The organism is Pseudomonas sp. B21-015, assembly GCF_024749285.1.
Classification (GTDB): Bacteria; Pseudomonadota; Gammaproteobacteria; order Pseudomonadales; family Pseudomonadaceae; genus Aquipseudomonas.
In genome coordinates, this window is record NZ_CP087196.1 from 792,630 (window position 1) to 815,017 (window position 22,388).

Annotated in this window: 19 protein-coding genes and 1 pseudogene; 14 read left to right on the top strand and 6 right to left on the bottom strand. The window is 61.1% G+C overall.

All coding sequences use genetic code 11. From position 1 onward, the window contains the following. The first annotated feature begins 5 nt into the window (after window positions 1–5). The 6 genes from thiL to LOY38_RS03670 all read left to right on the top strand — a co-directional run bounded on the left by thiL (window position 6) and on the right by LOY38_RS03670 (window position 4,297). Window positions 6–971, top strand: coding sequence for a thiamine-phosphate kinase (thiL, locus tag LOY38_RS03645; protein ID WP_258698863.1), 966 nt, complete (start codon window positions 6–8; stop codon window positions 969–971). Further along, window positions 968–1,471 (top strand): phosphatidylglycerophosphatase A, encoded by a 504-nt coding sequence (locus tag LOY38_RS03650; protein ID WP_258698864.1) that lies wholly within the window; start codon window positions 968–970, stop codon window positions 1,469–1,471. The genes thiL and LOY38_RS03650 overlap by 4 nt, the downstream gene beginning before the upstream one ends. Window positions 1,472–1,493: 22 nt before the next feature. Further along, the gene (locus LOY38_RS03655; RefSeq protein WP_258698865.1) at window positions 1,494–2,228 is read left to right on the top strand and encodes a transporter substrate-binding domain-containing protein; all 735 of its coding nucleotides are present in this window, start codon (window positions 1,494–1,496) and stop codon (window positions 2,226–2,228) included. A 235-nt stretch (window positions 2,229–2,463) separates the two neighbouring features. Next, window positions 2,464–3,081 carry a GTP cyclohydrolase II gene (ribA, locus tag LOY38_RS03660; RefSeq protein ID WP_007906827.1) on the top strand — a complete coding sequence of 206 codons (618 nt, stop codon included), beginning with the start codon at window positions 2,464–2,466 and terminating at the stop codon, window positions 3,079–3,081. Continuing rightward, window positions 3,078–3,497 (top strand): MFS transporter, encoded by a 420-nt coding sequence (locus tag LOY38_RS03665; RefSeq protein ID WP_258698866.1) that lies wholly within the window; start codon window positions 3,078–3,080, stop codon window positions 3,495–3,497. Before ribA ends, LOY38_RS03665 begins: the two co-directional genes overlap by 4 nt. Continuing rightward, window positions 3,497–4,297, top strand: coding sequence for a cobalamin-binding protein (locus LOY38_RS03670; protein ID WP_258698867.1), 801 nt, complete (start codon window positions 3,497–3,499; stop codon window positions 4,295–4,297). The genes LOY38_RS03665 and LOY38_RS03670 overlap by 1 nt, the downstream gene beginning before the upstream one ends. A 174-nt stretch (window positions 4,298–4,471) precedes the next feature. On the opposite strand, the gene dxs is transcribed toward LOY38_RS03670, so the two are convergent. From dxs to LOY38_RS03685, 3 genes are all read right to left on the bottom strand, one after another. Continuing rightward, window positions 4,472–6,370, bottom strand: a complete 1,899-nt coding sequence (gene dxs / locus LOY38_RS03675) for a 1-deoxy-D-xylulose-5-phosphate synthase (RefSeq protein ID WP_258698868.1) — start codon at window positions 6,368–6,370, stop codon at window positions 4,472–4,474. A 91-nt stretch (window positions 6,371–6,461) separates the two neighbouring features. Continuing rightward, window positions 6,462–7,349, bottom strand: coding sequence for a (2E,6E)-farnesyl diphosphate synthase (gene ispA, locus LOY38_RS03680; RefSeq protein WP_258698869.1), 888 nt, complete (start codon window positions 7,347–7,349; stop codon window positions 6,462–6,464). Then, window positions 7,346–7,588 carry an exodeoxyribonuclease VII small subunit gene (locus LOY38_RS03685; protein WP_007894317.1) on the bottom strand — a complete coding sequence of 81 codons (243 nt, stop codon included), beginning with the start codon at window positions 7,586–7,588 and terminating at the stop codon, window positions 7,346–7,348. Before LOY38_RS03685 ends, ispA begins: the two co-directional genes overlap by 4 nt. Before the next feature lie 480 nt (window positions 7,589–8,068). On the opposite strand from LOY38_RS03685, the gene LOY38_RS03690 reads away from it, so the two are divergent. The 8 genes and pseudogenes from LOY38_RS03690 to LOY38_RS03725 all read left to right on the top strand — a co-directional run bounded on the left by LOY38_RS03690 (window position 8,069) and on the right by LOY38_RS03725 (window position 20,143). Next, window positions 8,069–8,860 (top strand): YfaP family protein, encoded by a 792-nt coding sequence (locus LOY38_RS03690; RefSeq protein ID WP_258698870.1) that lies wholly within the window; start codon window positions 8,069–8,071, stop codon window positions 8,858–8,860. 35 nt (window positions 8,861–8,895) lie between these two features. Further along, window positions 8,896–10,620 (top strand): DUF2138 domain-containing protein, encoded by a 1,725-nt coding sequence (locus LOY38_RS03695; RefSeq protein WP_258698871.1) that lies wholly within the window; start codon window positions 8,896–8,898, stop codon window positions 10,618–10,620. Next, on the top strand, window positions 10,605–11,255 hold the full coding sequence (locus tag LOY38_RS03700) for a DUF1175 domain-containing protein (protein WP_258698872.1): 651 nt from the start codon (window positions 10,605–10,607) through the stop codon (window positions 11,253–11,255). Before LOY38_RS03695 ends, LOY38_RS03700 begins: the two co-directional genes overlap by 16 nt. After that, the gene (locus tag LOY38_RS03705; protein WP_258700647.1) at window positions 11,252–15,826 is read left to right on the top strand and encodes an alpha-2-macroglobulin; all 4,575 of its coding nucleotides are present in this window, start codon (window positions 11,252–11,254) and stop codon (window positions 15,824–15,826) included. Before LOY38_RS03700 ends, LOY38_RS03705 begins: the two co-directional genes overlap by 4 nt. A gap of 1 nt (window position 15,827) precedes the next feature. Further along, window positions 15,828–17,447, top strand: a complete 1,620-nt coding sequence (locus LOY38_RS03710; protein WP_258698873.1) for a DUF2300 domain-containing protein — start codon at window positions 15,828–15,830, stop codon at window positions 17,445–17,447. Between the two features lie 3 nt (window positions 17,448–17,450). Then, entirely contained in the window at window positions 17,451–18,266 is an 816-nt protein-coding gene (locus LOY38_RS03715; protein ID WP_258698874.1) for a YfaP family protein, read from the top strand. A 30-nt stretch (window positions 18,267–18,296) separates the two neighbouring features. Further along, window positions 18,297–18,452: pseudogene (locus LOY38_RS03720) on the top strand (DUF1016 N-terminal domain-containing protein); the annotation flags it as partial. 260 nt (window positions 18,453–18,712) lie between these two features. Next, complete coding sequence (locus LOY38_RS03725) at window positions 18,713–20,143, top strand: PLP-dependent aminotransferase family protein (protein WP_258698875.1); 1,431 nt, start codon at window positions 18,713–18,715, stop codon at window positions 20,141–20,143. 34 nt (window positions 20,144–20,177) lie between these two features. Here the strand turns inward: LOY38_RS03725 and LOY38_RS03730 are convergent, their stop codons facing one another. The 3 genes from LOY38_RS03730 to LOY38_RS03740 form a co-directional block, all read right to left on the bottom strand. After that, window positions 20,178–20,471 (bottom strand): hypothetical protein, encoded by a 294-nt coding sequence (locus LOY38_RS03730; RefSeq protein ID WP_258698876.1) that lies wholly within the window; start codon window positions 20,469–20,471, stop codon window positions 20,178–20,180. A 90-nt stretch (window positions 20,472–20,561) separates the two neighbouring features. After that, the gene (locus LOY38_RS03735) at window positions 20,562–21,344 is read right to left on the bottom strand and encodes a methyltransferase domain-containing protein (protein WP_258698877.1); all 783 of its coding nucleotides are present in this window, start codon (window positions 21,342–21,344) and stop codon (window positions 20,562–20,564) included. 103 nt (window positions 21,345–21,447) lie between these two features. Next, window positions 21,448–22,347: a DMT family transporter gene (locus LOY38_RS03740; protein WP_258698878.1), complete on the bottom strand. Its 900-nt coding sequence runs from the start codon at window positions 22,345–22,347 to the stop codon at window positions 21,448–21,450. Window positions 22,348–22,388 lie beyond the last annotated feature (41 nt).

Consider the following 22,388-nt stretch of genomic DNA (forward strand, 5'->3'; position numbering starts at 1 on the left):
TTGCGATGGGTGAGTTTGAGCTGATCCGCAATTTCTTCGCCGCCGCGCCCTGTGCGCAGGGCGGCGAAGGCGTTGCCCTCGGGATCGGTGACGACTGCGCCTTGCTGGCTGTTCCCCCCGGGGAGCAGTTGGCGATTTCCACCGATACGCTGGTGGCCGGTGTGCATTTCGCCGACCCTTGCGACCCGTTTCTGCTCGGTCAGCGCTCGCTGGCTGTGGCTGTCAGTGATCTGGCCGCCATGGGCGCCGCTCCCATTGCCTTTACCCTTGCCCTGACCTTGCCGACGGTGACCACCGATTGGCTGGAAGCCTTCGCCCGTGGTTTGAACCTCATGGCGCAAAATTGCGGTGTGGCGCTGGTGGGTGGCGATACCACTCGCGGGCCGTTGAGCCTGACCATGACCGTGTTCGGTCGGGTGCCGGTCGGTCTGGCGTTGACCCGCAGCGGCGCACAGCCGGGCGATTTGCTCTGCGTGGGGGGTGAGTTGGGTAACGGTGCGGGCGCATTGCCGCTGGTGCTCGGCCAGCGAATGGCTGACGCGGCCATCGCTGAGCCGTTGCGTGCCCATTACTGGTCGCCGCAACCGCAGCTTGGTCTGGGCATGGCGTTGCGCGGCAGAGCCACTGCGGCGCTGGATATCTCCGACGGCCTGCTCGCCGACTGCGGGCATATTGCCTTGGCGTCGAAAGTCGGGGTTCAGGTAGAGCGCAACAAGCTGCCGTTGTCTAAGGCGCTGCTGGCCTTCCTCGGTCAGTCCGACGCTGAGCAAGCCGCCCTGAGCGGCGGTGACGATTACGTGCTGGCCTTCACCTTGCCGCCCGCCGAGTTGCCATCGTTGCTGGCGGACGGCTGGCCGATCCATGTGCTTGGGCAGGTCATAGCAGGGCAGGGAGTGACACTGCTGGACGCCGACGGACACGACATCACCCCGCCAATCCGGGGTTATCAACATTTTCGGGAGACACCGTGACAGATCATCCCAAACAGGTCCCGGCAGAGTTCGTGCCGCCATCGGTGTGGCGCAATCCGTGGCATTTCCTGGCGTTCGGCTTCGGCTCGGGCACCCTGCCAAAAGCGCCGGGCACCTGGGGTTCGTTAGTGGCGTTACCCTTTATTCCGTTGTGGCAGATGCTGCCCGACTGGGGCTACTGGCTGATGCTCGGCCTCACCATGCTGTTCGGCTTCTGGCTGTGCGGCAAGGTCGCCGATGATTTGCGTGTGCACGACCATGAAGGCATCGTCTGGGACGAAATGGTCGGAATGTGGATCACCCTGTGGCTGGTGCCGGAAGGTTGGTATTGGTTGCTGGCGGGGTTCCTGATGTTCCGCTTCTTCGACATCCTCAAGCCGTGGCCGATTCGCTGGATCGACCGGCATGTGCACGGTGGCGTCGGGATCATGCTCGACGACGTACTGGCTGGTGTGTTTGCCTGGTTGGCGATGCAAGGGCTGGTGTGGCTTTTCGCCTGAAGGCTGCAGACGAGGACGAAAAATGGCTCGCTGGTTGATGGTAATGGTTTTCGCGACGTTTTGGTCGCTCGCCCGGGCGAGTGAAGCACCGACGCCGCCGTCCGTGATTCACCTTGCCAGCGAAGCCTGGGAAGACTTCACCGCCGCCGATGGTCGTGGTTTGGGCTGGGACCTGCTGCGCGAGGTGTTCGAGCCGGCGGGCGTCAAACTGGATATTCGAATCGAACCGTATACGCGCGCCACGGGCCTGGCACAGCGTGGCGAAGTGGACGCCTGTGTCGGTGCCTATCGGGATGAAGTCAGCGACGTGCTCTATCCGCGCTGGAGTTTCGATACCGATCCCATCTATGCACTGGGCCTGGCCAGCAATCCGACACCGACCGCGGAAAACCTGGGCAATTATCGATTGGTCTGGGTGCGCGGCTACAAGTATCAGGCTTACCTGCCCAACGTGCGGCGCTATAACGAAGTTGTGCGGCGTAGCGGGATTCTGTCGATGCTGATTCAAAACCGCGTCGACTACTACATCGACGCGCTAGACGAGGTTGACTCCATCGTCAGCCGAGCCAAGGAGCCGTCGCAGTTTCAACGCACGCACATCGCGGATTTGCCACTGTACCTGTGCTTCGCCGATACACTCCGGGCACGCCAGCTGATGGCGTTGTTCGATCAGCGCATGGAACTGCTGGTAAAAAGCGGCCAGCTGAAACCGATCTTCGCAAAGTGGAAACAGCCGTACCCGTTTGGCGCAGACTGAATACGATCAATGTGGGAGTGGGCTTGCTCGCGAAGGCGGACGCACATTCAACATATGAGTAGCCTGATACACCGTTTTCGCGAGCAAGCCCGCTCCCACAGGGCCATTGGCTTGGCCGCTTGATCAAACTTTTTGATCGTTATGGCCGATAATTCAGCCTAAGCGTCTGTAGGAACGTGCTGTTACAATGCCGCCTCTGCGAATCTTCAGTACTTAATAGATCAGGAGCACACCGGTGCCTGTCGTTTTTGTCGCCGCTTCCAAGCTGCCAACGCCTTTTGCGCAATTCACCATGCACGGCTTTCTCGATGAAGAAAACGGGCGCGAGCACGTGGTGCTGAGCCTGGGTGAGTTCGCCGACGGTGCTCCGGTACTCGGCCGGTTGCACTCCGAATGCCTGACCGGCGATGCCTTGTTCAGCCAGCGTTGCGACTGCGGCTCGCAGCTTGAGGCGGCGTTGCAGGCGATCGCCCGCGAAGGCCGTGGCGTGTTGCTCTACTTGCGTCAGGAAGGTCGCGGCATTGGCCTGCTGAACAAGATCCGCGCCTATGAATTGCAGGACGGCGGTGCCGATACGGTTGAAGCCAACGAACGTCTGGGCTTTGCCGCCGACCAGCGCGACTACGCCATGTGCCTGCCGATGCTGGAGCATCTGGGCGTGAAGTCCCTGCGTCTGATGACCAACAACCCACGCAAGGTCAAAGCCTTGACCGACATGGGCATTGTGGTCGCCGAGCGCGTGCCGTTGCACACCGGGCACAACCCGCACAACAAACTTTACCTGGCCACCAAGGCCAGCAAGCTTGACCACATGATGGGCAACGAGCATCAGGGCGAGGTTGACCGGGCGTGACCCGCGCTCAGGTACGGCGGCGACTGTCCGTCAGCTGGTGGCAATACCTGGCGCTGGCCTTGCTGCCGCTGTTCGTGATCAACGGCGTATTCGGCCAGAGCGAGGCGATTCTGCCGGTGCTGGCCATGCCGTTGTTCATTGCCGGTGTGGCGTCGATGTTTGTCAGCCTGAAGTTCTTTGGCGGCTACAAGCACGCGCTGATCGCCACCCAGAAAGCCCTCGACACCCCTGAAGAGCCCGCCGCCTGGATCGCCCTGGCTGCAAAACGCCGCACCGCGTTGCTGGTCGCCGGTCTGCCTGCCTGGATCGGTGCGCTGGCGGTATTCGTTGGCCTTGAAGCCGTGCCGCTGGTGCTGCTCGCGCTGTCGACCACGGTGCTGTTCTACCTCTACCGTATCCCGCGTCAACTCGGCTGATGCGCAAAGTCTGGCTGGCGGTGTTGCTGCTGGCCGTCAGTGGGGCGGCGGTTGCTGTCGAACGGGTTGTCACTCTGGCACCGTCGCTTTCTGAAATCGTCGTGGAGCTGAACTCGGCTGACCTGCTGGTTGGTGTGCTGGATGCCGGTGAGCGTCCTGCCGAGCTCAAAGACATTCCTTCGGTGGGCCGCTATGGCCAGTTGGACATCGAACGATTGCTCAGCCTCAAGCCCGATTTACTGCTGCTCTGGCCGGGCGGTGTGGGGCCGGCTCAGCGTGAACAGCTCAAACGGCTGAACATTCCCACCTATGTCGTTGAACCTCACAACCTCGAACAACTTACCGTGCAGATCGAGGCAATTGCCACGCAACTCGGCCGGTCGGAGCGAGGCGTTTCATTGGCTGAGAGTCTGCGTCAACGACTCGATTCCCTGCGCCAGCGCTATCGGAGGAATGAACCGTTACGGGTGTTTTATCAAGTCTGGGATCGGCCGCTGTACACCGTTGGCGGCAGCCAGATCATCAGCGATGCGCTTGAAGTGTGTGGCGCGCGCAATGTGTTCGCCAACCTGCCACAGCCTGCGCCGCAGGTCAGTGTGGAGGCCGTGTTGCAGCGCAATCCCGAAGTGATTCTGGCCGGTGATCAGGCGCAGCTCGATGCGTGGAAGGCCTGGCCCCAGGTGACGGCGGTGGCGCGGGGGCAATTGCTGCTGGTGATCGATAAAGGCCTGGAGCGGCCGAGTGGGCAGATGATCGAAGCGACCGCCAAGTTATGCCACGCCATCGCACCGGACCGCTGAGACCGAGGTGCCTGCTTCGCGAGCAAGCCCGCTCCCACATTGACCGGGTGGGACGCGGTCAACTGTAGGCGCTGCCGAAGGCTGCGATCTTTTGATTTTGTTTTTCAGATTTGGAGCCGCCGAAGGTCAGGATCAAAAGATCGCAGCCTTCGGCAACTCCTACGGGGAGCGGGATCAGATGTTCAGCAGTTGCAGACGCTGACGCACCGCTTCTTCGATCCCGGCTTCGTCCAGCCCGCATTCGGCCAGCATTTGCGCAGGCTTGGCGTGCTCCACATAGGCGTCTGGCAGGCCCAGGTGCAGCATCGACTTGAGGATGTTTTCGCGGGCGAGGAACTCGCTGACCGCGCCACCGGCGCCGCCCATGATCGCATTCTCTTCGATGGTCACCAGCAACTCGTGGCTGCCGGCGATTTCGCGAACCAGTGCTTCGTCGAGCGGTTTGACGAAACGCATGTCGACCACCGTCGCATCCAGCTTCTCGGCGACTTTCAGCGCCTCGGCCAGTTGCACGCCGAACACCAGCAGGGCGACTTTGCTGCCCTGGCGACGAATCACACCCTTGCCGATTTCAATCGGTTCGAGGTCTTTCTCTATCGGCGCATTCGGGCCGGTGCCTCGCGGGTAGCGCACGGCCGCCGGGCCGTTGTACAGGTGGCCGGTGCTGAGCATTTTGCGCAGTTCGTTCTCGTCGCTCGGGGTCATTACCAGCATGCCGGGGATGCAACGCAGGAACGACAAATCGAAGCTGCCCGCGTGCGTCGGGCCGTCTTCGCCCACCAGGCCTGCGCGGTCGATGGCGAACAGTACGTCGAGGTTTTGCACCGCGACGTCATGGATGAGTTGGTCGTAACCGCGCTGCAGGAAGGTCGAATAGATCGCCACCACCGGTTTCGCACCTTCGCAGGCCATGCCGGCAGCGAGGGTCACGGCGTGTTGCTCGGCGATCGCTACGTCGAAATAGCGCAGTGGGAAACGCTCGCTGAAGGCCACCAGATCGGAGCCTTCCTTCATGGCCGGGGTGATTCCGACCAGTCGCGGGTCGACAGCGGCCATGTCGCACAGCCACTCACCGAATACTCCGGAATACTTCGGCCCGCCGGCTTTCTTCGGCGCGGCGGCCGGAGCGTCCAGCGGTTCGAGTTTGGTGATGGCGTGGTAACCGATCGGGTCGACTTCCGCCGGGGCGAAGCCTTTGCCTTTTTTGGTGACCACATGCAGGAACTGCGGGCCTTTCAGATCGCGCATGTTGCGCAGGGTGGCGATCAGGGTCGGCAGGTCATGGCCGTCGATCGGGCCGATGTAGTTCCAGCCCAGCTCTTCGAACAGGGTGCCGGGGACCAGCATGCCTTTGGCGTACTCTTCGGTGCGCCGGGCGATTTCCCAGGCGCCGGGCAGACGCGACAGGACCTTTTTGCTGCCTTCGCGCATGCTGGCGTAAGTGCGGCTGGAAAGGATCTTCGCCAGATAGTTCGACAGCCCGCCGACGTTGCGCGAGATCGACATGTCGTTGTCGTTGAGGATTACCAGCATGTTGGCGTCCACTTCCGGCGCGTGGTTCAGCGCCTCGAAAGCCATGCCGGCGGTCAGTGCGCCGTCGCCGATCACCGCGATCGCCTTGCGATCACTGTGTTGCAGGCGGGCAGCAATCGCCATGCCCAGCGCTGCGCTGATCGACGTGCTGGAATGGCCGACGCCAAAGGTGTCGTACTCGCTCTCTGAACGACGCGGGAAGGCGGCAATGCCGTCCTTCTGGCGCAGGGTGCTCATGCGCTCGCGACGGCCGGTGAGGATCTTGTGCGGGTAGGCCTGATGACCCACGTCCCACACCAGCCGGTCGTCCGGGGTGTCGAAGACGTAATGCAACGCGATGGTCAGCTCGATCACGCCCAGGCCGGCACCGAAATGCCCGCCGGTCTGACCGACCGTGTAGAGCAATTCCAGGCGCAACTCATCGGCCAGGGTTTCCAGCTCTGCTTCGCCTAACCGGCGCAGGCCGTCCGGCGTGTTGGCACGGTCGAGCAGGGGCGTGGTCGGGCGCTTGCGGGGAATCTCATGAAACGTCGTGGGCATCAGGCGAATCGTTATAGGTATAAAAGATGCGGCAGTTTACCTGATGCATCGCCCCCTGCCCACGCGTTGGTCTTTTTTGGCGAGTACGCCGTCAGCTGCGGCGATCGACGATGTACCGAGCCAGATCGCGCAATGGCTCGGCCGCCGCGTCAAACGGTCGCAGCGCGTGCAGGGCCTGGTCGCGCAGTTCCAGGGCATAGACCTTGGCCGCGTCGAGGCCGAGCAGGGCCGGGTAGGTCGGCTTGTCCCGGGCGATGTCGGCACCCTGGCGTTTGCCGAGGGTTTCGGTGTCACTTTCGACGTCGAGAATGTCGTCCTGGACCTGAAATGCCAGACCGATGGCCTGTGCATAACTGTGCAGGGACTTCAGTTCGTCCTTCTCGGCATGACCGCTGGCCAGGGCGCCGAGTTTGACGCTGACCTCGATCAACGCACCGGTCTTGTGCCGATGCATGTATTCAAGGGCTTTTTGATCGAGCTTCAGACCCACCGAGCCGAGGTCGATGGCTTGCCCGCCGACCATCCCCGCCGGACCTGCCGCCAACGCCAGAGCGCTGACCATCTGCAGACGGGTTTCAGCGTCCGAGCTGCTCAGGCGCGGGTCGAGCAGGGCGCTGAAGGCCAGGCTCTGCAAACCGTCGCCGGCGAGGATCGCACAGGCTTCGTCAAATTTCTTGTGGGTGGTTGGCTGGCCGCGACGCAGGTCGTCATCGTCCATGGCCGGCAGATCGTCGTGCACCAACGAATAGGCGTGGATCAGCTCAACCGCGCAGGCTGCGCCGTTGGCTTGCTCGGCTTTGCCGCCCAGTGCTTCACACGCGGCGTAGGCCAGCAACGGACGCACGCGCTTGCCGCCATTCATCACGCTGTAGCGCATGGCTTCATAGAGGCGAGCGAGTTCAGGGCCTGGCGGGTTGAACAGGGTTTCCAGTGCAGCGTTGACGCGAGCCTGGCTGGTGGCCGAATACGCCGCAATCATTCTGGCTGATCCGCGTCGAAGGGTTCCTCGGCCAGCTCGCCATCACGCTCGAGCAGCACCTGAACCTTTTGCTCGGCCTGGGCCAGCGCCGCCTGGCAATCGCGGGTCAGACCAATGCCCTGCTCGAAAGCGGTCAGCGAGTCTTCCAGCGACAATTCGCCGTTCTCCAGACGCTCCACCAGCGTTTGCAGGTCAGCGAGGGATTGTTCGAAATCCAGTGCAGCTTTTTTGCGGGCCATGGCGGCTATTTCCGGTTGACGTTAAACCGGCGCGACACTAGCAGACATGGGGGGTATGGGCAAATGAGCGGGGTCGTTGGCGCAGCAGTTCCGGGGTGACAACACACCTTGTGGCGAGGGAGCTTGCTCCCGCTGGGACGCGAAGCGGCCCCAAAACCATACGCCGCGTTTCTTCAGGCACGCTACGCTGCATTCAGCGAATTGCGACTGCTTCGCAGTCGAGCGGGAGCAAGCTCCCTCGCCACAGAGATATGTCGTCTATAAAGGTAATGGGGGTTATTCGGCTCACGCCCGACAATCACCGTGATTCCCACCGCAAATATAGATGTATCCGATTGTTAAAAAACCGCCGAATGGCTAATCTTCGCGCCTTCTACGACCCTATATTCAGGGTCTTTCTGACGAAACGCAGCTTTTTTGGGTCTGTAACGCGCCGAGGATCGGGCGCAGGGTTTCGTTATGCATGGCAGGAGGCGTCACATGCGTTGTGTTCTTTCACTGCTGATCACGCTGGTCTGTGCCCAGGTTGCGTGGGCCGAGCCCACGGCCGAGTTGTCGGAACCGGTGGGCGGCTGGCGCTATCACGGCCTGTTGGACCGCAGTGAAAATCCGCGAGTCGCCTATCCCACGCCGCCCATCGACCGGGGCGTGCAGCGCAATCGCACGATGATCGAAGGCCAGCTCAAGGCCCTCGGCACACTCCGTGGCCCCCATAGCCTGGCGGTCAACGGCAATCCCCTGAATTTGTACACCGACGACCAAGGGCGTTTTGCCCGGCCGTATGCGTTCGGCGCCGGCTCCAACAGCGTCGAAGTGCGCAGTTCCGAGGGCAAGTCGCTCAAACGCGTCCAATTCTATGAAGCCAACGACCTGCGCACTCCGGCGCGGATTCGCGTGGTGCTGGGCTGGGACGACCCCAAGGCCGAACTCGATCTGCACATCATTACGCCCGATGGCCGACATGCGTTCTGGGCTCGCCCGGCGATGAGCAACGGCGGCGGCCTGGACCCGGACGGGGTCGATGGCCCCGGCCCGGAAATGTTCACCATGACCGCGCCGATGCACGGCACCTACCTGGTTTACGTGAACTATTGGGGCAACTTCGGCAGTGGCGGCTATAACTTCGATGAGACCAGCAACCAGAACGAGGTGATCACCTCGCAAATCAATCTGGTGCTCAACGAAAACACCGTCGACGAAAAACGCGAGACCTTCATCGTGCCTTTGCGGGCGATCGGCGACCTGCTGCTGGTCAAGACTTTCAACTATTAAACATCCCGCACCACGGATGAATTGGGTTTGTGAACATGAGTGATAACACTATTCCACCAGCCGCTTCCCCGGCCGCCGACGCACCTGCTGCCAACACTTCCCGTCGCTGGCCGGCGCTGCTGGTCGGGCTGTGCCTGGTGGCTGGCGTGGCGGGCGGGTTAGGGTGGTTCCTGCACAAACCCAAGGCGCCGCCCGCTGAGTTGGCCAGTGACAAACTGGGCATGAGCCGGCCGGACGGTCTGCTCGAAACCCATTCCCTGAGCCAGCTGCCCAAGGATTTGCTGGCGGTGCCGTTTCTCAAGGAAACCCTGACCGAAGATTTCGTCTTCTATTACGAAGCCCACGCCGATCGCCTCGGTTTGATTGGTAGTCTGCGGCGGATCATTTACGAGCATGACCTGAAGTTGCAGGACAGCCTGATCGAGCAGCTGTTCGATCAACCGGCGGATGTGGCGCTGTGGCGCGGGGCGGATGGACGTCTCAAGGATTTCCTGTTGGTGATGGATCGCGGCGGGCTGGCCAAGGTACTGGAGCCGCTGGCGAAAGTGGCGCTGGATGATACGCAGCTGAGCAAGCTGGCTGAAATCAAAGTCGCCGGCGATGTGGTGCCGCTTTATCAACTCACCTACAACAACAGCAAAGCGCTGCTGTTCGCCTCTCATGGCGACAAACTGGTGGTGCTGTCCAACCCGGCCAAGCTTTATGAAACCGGCCACGGTCCAGTCGACGACCCCGGCATGGTATCGACCGAATCGCTGGAAGCACTACTCGGCGGCCAGAAACTCTTCCCCGAAGCCTTCGGCCTGCCACCGCGCGCGCCCGAGGTAAAACAACGCCTCTCGGTCAATTCCAGCGTTCTGGCCATGGGCTACCAGCGCTTCATCCCGAACTTCGCCGGCCTGCGTTTCGACATGGACGACAAGGGCTGGCACAGCTTCCTGGCCATGGACGAACTGGAAAACCAGCCAGACTTCGACTTCAAACCGATCTGGCAAGCCATGCCGATGGGCGCCAGCGCCTGCGTGGCCTTGCCACTGGCCGCCGAACAACAGAAGCCGCTGCTGGTGAAACTCGGTGCCGAAGAGTCCGTGGCCCAGGCCCTGACTGAACACATGGCCGGTGCTGCCGGCCTGTGCTGGTATGCCGACTCGCGGTTGTACACGCCGCTGCTGGTGGCCAGCCTGAATGATGATGACAGCGCCAAACTCGACGGCGACCTGGGCAACCTGTTCGGCTCGATGGTGGGTGCTTACGAAGGCAACGTTGCCGATCACGCCTTCCCGGTGGTCGAAAAACAGGAAGGCCAGACCCATCAGTGGCAGCGCCAGGTCAGCTCCAACTTCGGTCCCTATAAGGCCAAGGATGCCGAGCAGCCCGACGCGATCACCGGCAAAGCCTTTATGCGCGTAAGTCTCGCGCGCCACGGTTCGACCCTGCTGTTCTCCCTCGACGACAAACTGGTCGACAAAGCCCTCGGCACCCTCGACAAACGCTTCCCGCCGCTGGCTGACGTGCTGCCAAAAGACCTGTTGATGCCGATCTATTTCGGCCCGGACTCCATGGCGCAGCTGATGCAGCAGGAAACCCTCGACAGCCTGCCGCAGGACATGGAACCGGTGTTCTACAACGCCGCGCAAACCTACCTGATCCCGAAACTGCGCACCCTCGGCGGCTATGGCAAATATGCCCTGACCTTGCCCAAAGGCAGCGAGCCCGACGGCCACTGGCAGTGGCTGCCGCTGGAATGGAAAGCCTTGTGACCGCACTCATCCGAGGCCTCGGCCTGCTGGCGTTGTTGCTGGGGACTCGCACCTTTGCCAGCGAAGCCCCGGCGCTCGACCCGCAACAGTCCCAGGTATTCCGCGCCTGGTTCGTGCGCATCGCCCAGGAACAACTGACCCAAGGCCCGAGCCCGCGCTGGTATCAGCAGGACTGTGCCGGGCTGGTGCGGTTTGCCGCCAACGAAGCGCTGAAAGTCCATGACGACAAATGGCTGCGCAGCAATGGCCTGTCCAATCGCTACCTGCCGCCGGAACTGCAACTGAGCGACGCCCAACGCGGCCTCGCCCAGCAATGGCAGCAGGGCGGCGGCAAGGTCGGGCCCTATGTCAACGCGATCAAACTGATCCAGTTCAACAGCCACCTGGTTGGCCGTGATCTGGCCCAGGCCCGGCCCGGCGACTTGATGTTTTTCGATCAGGGCGATGACCAGCACCTGATGATCTGGATGGGCCGCTTCATCGCCTATCACACCGGCACCACTACCCCCACCGACAACGGCATGCGCTCCGCAAGCCTGCAACAACTCATGACATGGAAGGACACCCGATGGATACCCGACGCAGCCAACCCCAACTTCATCGGCGTCTATCGACTGAACTTTCTCTCCCAATGATCGGTGCCCGCATGCTGCGCATTTGTTCAAAACTGCCTCTTTTGCTTGCGTTGATTTTGCCTCTGTCGGCGGTCAACGCCGAAGACACCGTCGAGCCGAGCGGCTATACACCGGTGGCCGGTGAAAGTTTCTTCCTGCTGGCCGACAGCAGTTTCGCCAGCGACGAGCAGGCGATGGTGCGCCTCGAAGCGCCGGGCCGCGATTACCGCCGGTTCCGCATGGAGCCTTACGGCGGCGCGGACATTCGTGTGTACCGCATCGATAAACCGCTGGATTTCCTCAAGCGCCAGAAGAACCTGCATCGGGTGGTCAGCGACGGCCAGTTCAAGGGCGAAGGCCTGTCGAACACCCTCGCGTACCTGTGGGACAACTGGTACCGCAAATCCCGTCGGGTGATGCAGCGGGCGTTTTCCTACGAGTCACGTAAACAAGTCACCGAGGAAGTACCGGAGCTGAAGATGGGCACCGCCATCGCCGCGCCAACGCCGTACGACGCTCAGCCGCAGTTCGCGTTGATTCCGGGCCTGCCAGTGGTCAGCCAATTCCGTTATCCGCTGTGGCAAGCCAAACCGATCCAGCCGCCTGAAGGCGTGAACCTGGCCGGTTCTTCCAGCGAGTTCGTCAGTGTCTCGCCGGGCAACGTGTACATCCCGTTGGGCAACCTGAAACCGGGGCTGTATCTGGTGGAAGCGCTGATCGGCAAGTACCGCGCGACCACCATGGTCTTCGTCTCCAACACCGTGGCCGTGAGCAAGATTGCTGGCGATGAATTGCTGGTGTGGGCCGCGCGCAAACACGAAGGCAGTTCGGTGCCCAAGGTCAATGTGCTGTGGACCGACGGCCTGGGCGTGATGAGCAGCGGCGCTACTGACGCCGACGGATTACTGCGTCTGAAACACGTCAGCCCCGAGCGTTCGTTCGTGATCGGCGAGGACGAAGAGGGCGGGGTGTTCGTCTCCGAGAACTTCTATTACGACAGCGAAATCTACGACACCAAACTTTATGCGTTCACCGACCGGCCGCTGTATCGGCCGGGGGATTGGGTGTCGCTGAAAATCGTCGGCCGCGAGTTCAAGAATGCGCGGGATTCCGTGGCACCGACCGCTGCCGACGTCAATGTGACCGTGCTCGATGCCACCGGCACCGCGCTGCAATCGTTGGCGCTGAAGCTCGATTCCAAGGCTGGCACTCAGGGCCGTTTCCAGTTGCCGGACAACGCGGTGGCGGGTGGCTATGAGCTGCGTTTCAACTACAAGGATCAGGCCTACAGCAGTGCCTTCCGTGTCGCTGAATACATCAAGCCGCACTTCGAAATTTCCCTGAACCTGGCCAAGCAGGATTACCGCACCGGCGAACCGGTGAAGGGCAGTCTGGTGTTGTTGTACCCGGACGGCAAACCGGTGGCCAACGCCAAGGTAAGCCTGAGCCTGCGCGCCCAGCAACTGTCGATGGTCGACAACGAACTGCAATACCTCGGGCAATTCCCGGTGGAGCTGACCAGCGCCGAACTGACCACCGACGCCAAGGGCAACGCGAGCCTCGATTTGCCCGCCGCCGAGAAACCGAGCCGCTACATGCTCACCGTATTCGCCAGCGATGGCGCGGCGTATCGGGTCAAGACCACCAAGGAAATCCTCATCGACCGTGGCGCCGCCAGTTTCCGCCTGAGCGCGCCGCAGCGGTTCAGCGCGGTGGGCGGCAAGGTTGCATTCAGCTATGCCAACGAAGGTGGCAGCGAGCAGAGCAAAGCGGTCAACCCGAGCAGCTACAGCTGGGTACGGCTCGAAGATCAGACCTCTGGCGAAGGTAAACTCGCCGCCAAAGATAAAGGCTTTACCCTGACCTTCGACCGTCCGGGCACTTACAACCTGACGCTGAAAGATGATCACGGCCGCGTGCTTGGCGCGACCGGTCATTCGGTCACTGGCGACGGCGTCAAAGCCGTGCCCGGCACCGTGGAAATCGTCCTCGACAAACCTGAGTACAAGGCCGGCGACGAAGCCCTCGCGTTGATCACGTTCCCCGAGCCGGTCAGCGATGCGTTGCTGTCGCTCGAGCGCGACAAGGTCGAGGCCACGGCGCTGCTGTCCAAGGGCAGCGACTGGCTGAAGATGGAAAAACTCAGCGACACCCAATACCGCGCGCGTATCCCGGTGAAGGACAACTTCGCGCCGAACCTGACCTTCTCCGTGCTCTACACCAAGGGTGGCCAATACAGCTTCCAGAACGCCGGCATCAAGGTGATCGCGCCGCAGATCGACGTGGCCATCGCCACCGATAAAGAGGCGTATCAACCCGGCGATACTGTGTCCGTGGACCTCACCACTCAATTCGCCGGCAAGCCGATTCCGGCGCACCTGACGGTCAGCGTGGTCGACGAAATGATCTACGCGTTGCAACCGGAAGTCGCGCCGACCATCGACCAGTTCTTCTACCACCCGCGCCGCAACAACGTGCGCACTAGCGCCAGTTTGTCGTTTATCAGCTACGACGTGGCACTGCCGGGCAGCCCGGGCGCACCGGGCAAAGCCAACCGCAGCGAGCGTGGGGTGAAAGTGCTGGAGCGGCCGCGTCGTGAAGACGTCGACACCGCCGCGTGGCAGCCGGAATTGATCACCGACGCCAACGGCAAAACCCGTTTCACCTTCAAGATGCCGGACTCCTTGACCCGCTGGCGCATCACTGCCCGCGCCATCGCCGATGACGGCCAGGTCGGGCAGAAGAAGCAATTCGTGCGCTCGGAGAAACCGCTGTACCTGAAGTGGAGCGGCCCGACCAAGTTCCGCAATGGCGACAAACCGGATCTCGGTGTGTTCGCTTTCAGTCAGGCCGAGAAATCGGTCAAGGCTGAGCTGGTGATTCATTACGCGGGTGCCGAGCAACGTGTGCCGGTCACCCTGAACAACGGCGTCAACTACATCGCATTGCCGGCGTTCGCATTGACCAATGGCGGGTGGACCGCCGAGCTGGTGCAGGACGGCAAAACCGCTGACGCCTTGGCCGTGCGCCTGACCGCGACCGGTGAAGGTTGGCAGGTGACCCAAAGCCAAAGCCTGGATGTGGCCAGCGGTGATACGCCACTGACCTTGCCGGCGGACGCCAGCGACATCCGCCTGCGTCTGGATGACAGCCCGCAAGCGGTGTTCCGCTCGGCCCTCGATGATCTGCTGAGCTATCCATACGGCGGCGTCGAACAAACCGCCAGTCGTTTGCTGCCGTTGAGCATCGCTTATCCAACGCTGTCGTCGAATCCACAGATCCGCGACCGCTTGCGTTTGATCATGCAGAACAGCCGCCTGCGGCTGGTGCAAATGGCCGGCCCGTCGGCGAGCTTCACCTGGTGGGGCTATGACGGTGAGCCGGATGCGTTCCTCACCGCTTACGCCTATTACGCCGACTGGCACGCCAGCAAGGCGCTGGAACTGAGCCTGCCGCCGGAGCACTGGCAGCGGGTGCTGGAGGTGTACGCGAAACAGGCGCAGAACACGCCGCTGTTGCAGCGGGCGTTGATTCTGTCGTTTGCCAAACAGATGCAATTGCCGGTGAACACGTTGCTCAGCGGTTTGATCGACGACTTGGTGAAAGCCGGCGAAGGCAATGCGGCGAGCGTCATGGACGATGGCGCAGAGAGCCTGGTCATGAACGATCCGGATTCGGCATTGGGTCTGGCCAGTGCTCGGGTGCTGACCGCGTCTTTGGCGCGTCAGGCCAAAGTCAATCTGCCCCCGGCGTTCAGCCGTCAAGTGGATGCTGCGCAACAGCAAGTGGCTGCCAGCGCTCAACCGTTTGCCGAGGCCTTGAACCTGTCGCTGCAAGCTTTCGATCAAGCGCATGCACAAGCGTTGTTGCAACGCCTGTTGCCACAGCAATCGACCCTGGAGCGCGCCTTGGCGCTGACTTGGTTGCAACGCAGTATCGAGCAAGCCTCTCCGACCATCGCACTGGCACCGGGGGAAGGCTGGAAGAAACGCTACGGTGATACCGGTGAGATGTATTGGACGTGGCAGGGCGCTACGCCGGTGCCGGCGGTGTTGTCGCTGACCGGGACGCAAGAACGCCCGCTGCGTGCCGCGCTGAGCTACCAGACCAAACAACCGGCAATCGATCCGATGGCCGTGACCATCACCCGTCGCCTGTCGCGTCTGGTGCCGGGTGATGAAGCGTTCGAGTTCAAACTCGAAGCGGTCGGCACCAAGCCGTTGTCCAGCGACAGCCTGTACCTGGACGAAGTGATCATCACCAGTAAAGCGGCGAAACCGCTGCGCTACGGCATGCTCGAAGTGCCGCTGCCACCGGGTGCGGACGTCGAGCGCACCACGTGGGGCATCAAGCTGATGGGCAAGGCCGGCACCGAGCCGACCGCGTTGGAGAAGGCCCGTTTCGAACCGGGGCAAATGGCGTATGCGGTGCCAGTGGATGCGCTGAGCGGTGAGTTGCGCCTGCGTCATCTGGTGCGCTTCTCGCAAAAAGGCCAGTTCAGCCTGCCACCGGTGCGCTTCACGCAGGTCTACGCGCCACAGCATCAGGCTCAGGAACAGAAGCCGGCATTCGGTCAGGTCACGGTCAACTGACATGACCCGGTGTCTGGTCTGGTGGCTGCTGTGCTTGATCCCTGCGCTGGCGACAGCGCAGGACGAGCCGTTGCGCCTGGGCTTCAAGGGTGAACTGCTTGCGTTGAGCCGGACTCAGATGATCTCGCGTGAGCCATTGCCTGCCGATTTGCAGACGCCGCTGGGCAGCTTGTGGAAGTTGTTTGTCTACGGCTGGCTGGTGGACACCGGCGCGCGTGAACCGGCTTTTGAGTGTCGCGGGCAGTCGAAGGAAGAAATTTATTGCTGCACGGCGGGTGGCACGATCGGTCGCGATCAGGCGTTGGTGAAGTCCTGCGGGTTGTACTTCGAGCCCGCGCGGTTGGGCATTTCCGGCACTGAGTGGCGCGAGTATTGGCAGACGAGACAAGCGCCAACGTGGTTGCTGGACTTGCCGTCGTTGCAACCGCAGACCCGGGTTTCGGTGGCTGAGTTGTTGAAGGTCTTGGCCGTGATGCCGGCGCAGGATCGAGCGCGGCGGGTATTGCTCGATGTGGTGCTCAATGCCGCTGACGGCAATGTCGTGGGAGAGCTTGGCGGTCGGTTGCGGGTGAAAACCTGGAGCTGGTTGGGGGATCAGGATCCTTCGTCGCGCCAGGGCGGGTTCGCGGGCTGGACGGCGGACGGCACGCCGATCTGGGCCGGTGGGCGTGGCACCAGCCAGATGGTTTTGCGCAATTATGGTCAGGCGCTGGCGACGGTGTTGCCCTCGTCATGGCCAGCAGAAGCGGGGAAGTGTGTCGAGGTCGGCCTGTTCGCGCGTTATCCGCTGAAACGCGTGCTGTCGGGGGATCGCGTGTTAGCGCCTGGGCCCCTGCAGGGCGACTACCGCGTCGAATTCGCCAACGGCAACCAACTCGATATCCACAGCGACGGCGAGTTGTTCTTGCTCAAGGACAAGCTCGTCGCCCGCCTGGACCGCGAAGAGTACGTCGCCCGTGTCCTGCAGCGCGAAGCCATACCCGAGCCCGTTGAAGCAGCCAAAGCCCTGAGCGTCGCGATCCGCACCTACCTGCTGCAAAACGCTACCCGTAACGGCGACTGCCTGAGCATCGACGACAGCAGCAGCCGGCAGCGCGTCGCCCCACGTCCGGCCGCCACCGAATCGCGCAACATCGCCGCGTGGACCAGCGACCTGGTTCTCGCCGGCAGCACCGTTACCTATCACTCCGACCAACCCGGGCCGGACAAACTCTCCTGGCAGCAAGCCGTCGAACAGGCCAACGCCGGTCAACGCTACGACGCCATCCTGCTGCACGCCTACCCGCGTGCAAGCCTCAGCCGCTGGGACAGCCCGGTCGCTTCCTGCGAAGCGCTGCCCGCCGCGCAAGACTGGTTGCAAAACCAACGCCGCGGCTGGCGCCAACGCCTCGAAAGTGAGGTCGGTTACAACGAAGTCAGCACCTTCGCCGTTTGCCGCCTGGCCTTCGGTCGTCCCTTCGTGGACCGCGAACGCCAGCGCATCTATGTGCGTGGCGTGCTGACGCTGCAAGACCGCCTCGACTTGACCCACGAATACCTGCACCTGGCCTTTGAAGCACACCCCAATGGCCAGGATGAAACCTACATCGAAGGGCTCGCCCGCCACCTCTTGCTGGAATAGGCCATGAAACTCCGTTATCCACAGGTCTTCCTGTTCCTTTGTTCGTTTTGCGTATGGCCGACGACATTCGCCGCCGATAGCGCGGTCAAACTCGACACCCCCGTCGGCGGCTGGCGCACGGGCGCCCCCGAAGGCGAAGGTGAAAACTTTCGTCAGACGGTCAATTACCCGGCTTCGTCGGTGAACACACCGGTGGGGCAGGCCAATACCGCTCGCATTACCGGCCAAATCCAATCCACACCCAAGGGTAATGAGCCCGGTAAGCTGATCGTCAACGGCGTCAGCATGCCACTGAAAATTGACCCCGCGGGCCGCTACGACCGCCCGTTCTCATTCCCCAACGGCAGCAACAGCGTTGAAGTCCGCAGTCCCGATGGCCAACAGCGGCATCGCACTCAGTTCCTGAACGCCAGTGGCGGTGCCACTCCGGCGAAGTTGCGAGTACTGCTTTCCTGGGACAGCGACGGCACTGATCTGGACTTGCACCTCATCACCCCCGATGGCGCACACATCTGGTACGGCGATCGTGTCGCGCCCAATGGTGCGGCGCTGGATGTGGACGTCACCACCGGCTACGGCCCGGAAATCTTCGCCATGCCGGCGCCGATCAAGGGGCAATACCTGGTGTACGTGAACTACTACGGTGGCGGGTATCGCGGCGATGAAGAGGGGCAGGAAGAGGCTGTTCAGCCGCTGACCACCGCGCAAGTGACGGTGATTACGCAAGAGGGGACGCCGAACGAGAAGATGGAGACGTTCCTGGTGCCGATGCGGGCGGTGGGGGAGTTGACGTTGGTTAAGGGGTTTAGTTATCCGTGATCGGGCAATTGTGACAGCGGTGCTGACACTATTGAATTGGGCAGCAGTCTGCTGCCCAATGGCGTAAACCACCGACCGAACCTCTTTCGTATGCGCCAGTTTTACGAGGTGTACAGGCACCATGCAAAAGTCTCAGCACTGCTGCGACAATTACCCTGGACCCAAAACCTGATCATTCTCAACCAATACCTCGGCAAACTGGACTTCTACCTCGAGCCTTTGGATCGCAATGTCCGCAAACCCCATGAAAACCCATTCTCGTCCCTGAGTTTTTTACTCGATGGAATAGGCAAGGCATTTTTCGAGCACTGGCGTAAACTTTGCTTACAAAGTATCCAGGATACTGCCTCGCACGCGAGTGTTGGCGATGGCTTGTTGATTACCGGCCTGCTCTTTGCCAAGCATCAGGAAGGCCATGATGGCGGTGGTTTCATTAAGGGAATGAGATGTTTGAGATAGATCGCAGCAGCAAGACACTGTTGGTGGACCAGATCCGAAGCGCGATTATTGCCCGCATCGAGTCTTTCCAATGGGTTCAAGGCAGTCGGTTGCCTTCGGTCAGGGCTCTGTCCAAACAACTGGGCGTCAGTAACTTTACGGTGAGCAGCGCTTACGAGGACCTCGTGGCACAGCACATCATCGAGTCCCGACCCGGGGCCGGTTACTTTATTCTCGCGGCCAATCCATCGGGATCCCTCAAGGATCTGGACGAGTTGATCCCACCGTCCAGCCTGCATGCGGGGTTTCTGTACCGCGCGCTGGACCCTTCCCAATACGATATCCCCGTCAGTTCAGGTTACTTTCCTCCGTCCTGGCTGGCTGACGCTGTGCCTGTTTCTGTTACCGGACGGCTGATTCGTAACACGCTGTCTTGCAGCGTCCCTGCGCCCGCCGCGGGGAGCCAGCAGTTGCGCTCGGTAATTGCACGCAAGTTGCGAGAGATTCAAATCGATGCCTCCAGCAACCAGGTTGTGGTGACGGTGGGGGCTACCCATGCGTTCTCGCTGATTCGTAACGCCATGCTCAAGCCCGGTGATTACCTGTTGGTCGAGGACCCGAGCTACTTGTTGCTGCAGTTGAAGCTGATCAAGGGGCGGGATTTCAACATCATCACCGTGCCACGAATGGGGGATGGTCCGGACCTGGAGGCCATGGAGGCCATGCTGATCAAGTACCGGCCAAAACTGTTTCTGACCCAGACCCTGATCCACAACCCTACTGGCGGCAATACCTCCCCGGCCAAGGGGTTCAAGATTCTTTCGCTGGCCGAGAAGTATGACTTTCATATTGTTGAAGACGATATTTTCGGCTCGTTGTCTGCCAGGCAAACACTTCGGCTGGCCAGCCTGGATGGTTTGAATCGCACCTTTTACATCAGCGGTTTCAGCAAGGTGCTCAGTCCTGCCCTGCGCCTTGGGTATGTGGCGGCACCCCCCGCTTTTGTCGAGCGTCTGGTGGAGCAGAAGATGTACAACCTGTTGTGCGGCTCATCCCTGGACGAAACCATCGTGACCTACACCCTGGAGTCCGGGCGCTATCAACACCATCTGGATGGCCTGCGCCAGCGAGTGATGCAGGAGCGTGCCCGGGCGCGGGAGTGGCTGGGCAAGGTGGGCGTGGTGTTTGATGAACCCAGCGTGGATGGTTTGTTTCTGTGGGGGCGTTTCCCCGCGCACGTGGATATTCGTCGTCTGATTGAACAGGCCCATGACGCCCGCATCTTTCTGGCACCAGGGTCGTTGTTCAGCAACACCCGCGATTACGATCAGTATATTCGCCTGAACGTCAGCCACTGCAATGACGTCCAGTTCAAACGTTTCATCGATTCTCAGACCGGCAGCGAAACAGCCCAACGAGTCACCGAACACAGCATTTGAAACCTGGCCCCGGGTTAGCCTGATGCTCGTCGATCTAGCTGTCCGGCGACGTGTTACGGCTGCCCAGGTTTTGCTGCCAGCTTTTGAAGTACTCCACCAGGGTGGCCACTTCCCCCAGGTCTTCATAGGAGTAGATGACGCCGTTGAGGATCTGGACTTCATCATTGTCGTGCAGTGTTTGAATGAGCGAATCCTCAACGATTTCCGAGCCGTTGACGGCCAGGCTGATGTCATCGATCCAGTACAGCGGTTTGCCCTCCTGGTTCGACCACACTTGGGCGTCGGTGTAAAAAGATTTCAACGCTAATCCATTGGTTTTCATAGACATATCGTTAATTCCAATTAGACGGCAAGCCTCGCGCCGGTTGTCTGCTGATTGATCCAATGTGTCGCTTTTTGTCAGCCAGGTTCTGTGGGGCTATGCCTTTTTTTCAGCTCTGAAACGCAGGCATGTGTAGTCCACCGTCCATCGGCCGTCGGAGTCCAGCAGGTCATTGACCAGTTCCTCCGTCACTTCCTCCAGAAAACCCGCGCGGGCTTCAAGCGGCAGCGCCGCCAGGTAAGGAGTGCCAAAGGTTTGTATCCATTCGGCAATGGGGTAATCCAACACCACCGGTCGTTCGAACCAACTGATGAAGCTGACGTGAAACCCCGCGTTCTCCAGCACCTGTTGGTATTCACCGGCGGTGGGCAAGTACCAGGGGTCAATGTCCTGTGCGTCGACGGATCTGCGCTCCAGGGCGCCGTGAATCGCCCGTCGGATCAGCAGCGCATTCTCGGCTCCGGCAAATTCTCCGATGAAACGCCCACCGGGCTTGAGGGCCATAAAGGCCCCATAGGCGACTTGATCGGCACGTCGCATCCAGTGTATGGCGGCGTTGCTGAACACCGCGTCGAACTCCTGGTGAAAGAACAGTTCCTCGGCATTACCCAGCCTCACATCCAGGCCGCGAGAGCGTGCGGCTTCCACCAGTTCCGGGCTGTAGTCGAAACCCACCACTTCAGCGCCTTGACGAGCCAGTTGCTCACTCAGATAGCCGTCACCACAACCGATATCCAGGACTCGGTCGCCGGCCTTGAGGGCCAGCAGTTCCACCGCGCCATTGGCGAGGTGGGCGACGAAATGGGCGTTGTTTTCATACTGCGAGGCGTCCCATTGTTGCAGTTCAGAGGTGGGGCGAAAAAAGCTCGAAGAAGTCATGGGCGGATTTCCGTCTGGGTGTGGAGAGGGTGAACAGCCAGGCTGACCCCCCCTCGAGGAACACGTGGATGGAGCGCGCTGGTTGACCCGCGCGCGATCCTGTTCAGATGCGCTTGGACAGCCAGACCAGCACGATGACGATGGCGCAGACGGCCGGGGTCAGCCAGTTCCACGACTCGCCCATCAGGAAGATCGAAAAAGCAAATGTGAAGAACGGTTGCAGCAACTGCAGCTGGCTGATGCGCTGGATGCCACCCAGGGCCAGGGCACGGTTCCATGAGAAGAAACCCAGCAGCGAGTTGATCAGGGCCAGAAACAGCAGGGCGGCGACCCCTTGTCCCGGCAGGTTGGCAATGGTTTGGCTGTCATAGAGCCAGAGGCTGACCGGGAGCAGCACAGGCAGGCTGATGACCAGAGTCCAGCACATGACCTGCCAGCCCGGCAGTTCCTTGGACAGTGCACCGCCCTGGGCGTAGCCAAAACCGGCCAGCAGCACGGCGCCCAGCAGTGCCAGATCGCCGATGTAGATGTCGGAGACATTCGACTTGATGACGGTGTAGGCCATCACGACCAGGAAGCCCAGGCTTGAAACCGCCCAGAACATTTTGGATGGGCGAGTGCCTGTAATGAGCGTACCGAAAATCGCTGTGGACAGCGGCAGTGCAGCGAGTACCACGCCGCCATGGCTGACCGGAACGTATTGCATGCCCAGCGCGGTGAGGATCGGAAAGCCGTAAACGATCCCGGTGGACGTCAGCAACATTCGCTTGATTTGCGAACGATTGGGAATCTTTGCCCGGCCGATAAGCAAGAAAGGAATTGCCGCAAACGCAGCCAACACTGACCGGAAGAACCCGACTTGCAGGGCACTCAGGTCGCCAGCGAGCATTTTTGCCGCCGGTAAGGTCATGGCAAAGGCCGCGACCGAAATGAGTCCCAGGAAATAGGCTTGCAGGTCTTGATTCTTTGTTTCTTGAAAGCTGGCTACGTTGGTTTGCGTCATGAGACGTTTCCTTCTGGTTTCGCCGGTTGAGCGTCCGCCTT

Coding starts and splice junctions, on each gene's coding strand:
- thiL (WP_258698863.1), top strand. CDS start 6: ATGGGTGAGTTTGAGCTGATCCGCAATTTCTTCGCCGCCGCGCCCTGT.
- LOY38_RS03655 (WP_258698865.1), top strand. CDS start 1,494: ATGGCTCGCTGGTTGATGGTAATGGTTTTCGCGACGTTTTGGTCGCTC.
- LOY38_RS03670 (WP_258698867.1), top strand. CDS start 3,497: ATGCGCAAAGTCTGGCTGGCGGTGTTGCTGCTGGCCGTCAGTGGGGCG.
- dxs (WP_258698868.1), bottom strand. CDS start 6,370: ATGCCCACGACGTTTCATGAGATTCCCCGCAAGCGCCCGACCACGCCC.
- ispA (WP_258698869.1), bottom strand. CDS start 7,349: ATGATTGCGGCGTATTCGGCCACCAGCCAGGCTCGCGTCAACGCTGCA.
- LOY38_RS03685 (WP_007894317.1), bottom strand. CDS start 7,588: ATGGCCCGCAAAAAAGCTGCACTGGATTTCGAACAATCCCTCGCTGAC.
- LOY38_RS03690 (WP_258698870.1), top strand. CDS start 8,069: ATGCGTTGTGTTCTTTCACTGCTGATCACGCTGGTCTGTGCCCAGGTT.
- LOY38_RS03695 (WP_258698871.1), top strand. CDS start 8,896: ATGAGTGATAACACTATTCCACCAGCCGCTTCCCCGGCCGCCGACGCA.
- LOY38_RS03700 (WP_258698872.1), top strand. CDS start 10,605: ATGGAAAGCCTTGTGACCGCACTCATCCGAGGCCTCGGCCTGCTGGCG.
- LOY38_RS03705 (WP_258700647.1), top strand. CDS start 11,252: ATGATCGGTGCCCGCATGCTGCGCATTTGTTCAAAACTGCCTCTTTTG.
- LOY38_RS03710 (WP_258698873.1), top strand. CDS start 15,828: ATGACCCGGTGTCTGGTCTGGTGGCTGCTGTGCTTGATCCCTGCGCTG.
- LOY38_RS03715 (WP_258698874.1), top strand. CDS start 17,451: ATGAAACTCCGTTATCCACAGGTCTTCCTGTTCCTTTGTTCGTTTTGC.
- LOY38_RS03725 (WP_258698875.1), top strand. CDS start 18,713: ATGTTTGAGATAGATCGCAGCAGCAAGACACTGTTGGTGGACCAGATC.
- LOY38_RS03730 (WP_258698876.1), bottom strand. CDS start 20,471: ATGTCTATGAAAACCAATGGATTAGCGTTGAAATCTTTTTACACCGAC.
- LOY38_RS03735 (WP_258698877.1), bottom strand. CDS start 21,344: ATGACTTCTTCGAGCTTTTTTCGCCCCACCTCTGAACTGCAACAATGG.
- LOY38_RS03740 (WP_258698878.1), bottom strand. CDS start 22,347: ATGACGCAAACCAACGTAGCCAGCTTTCAAGAAACAAAGAATCAAGAC.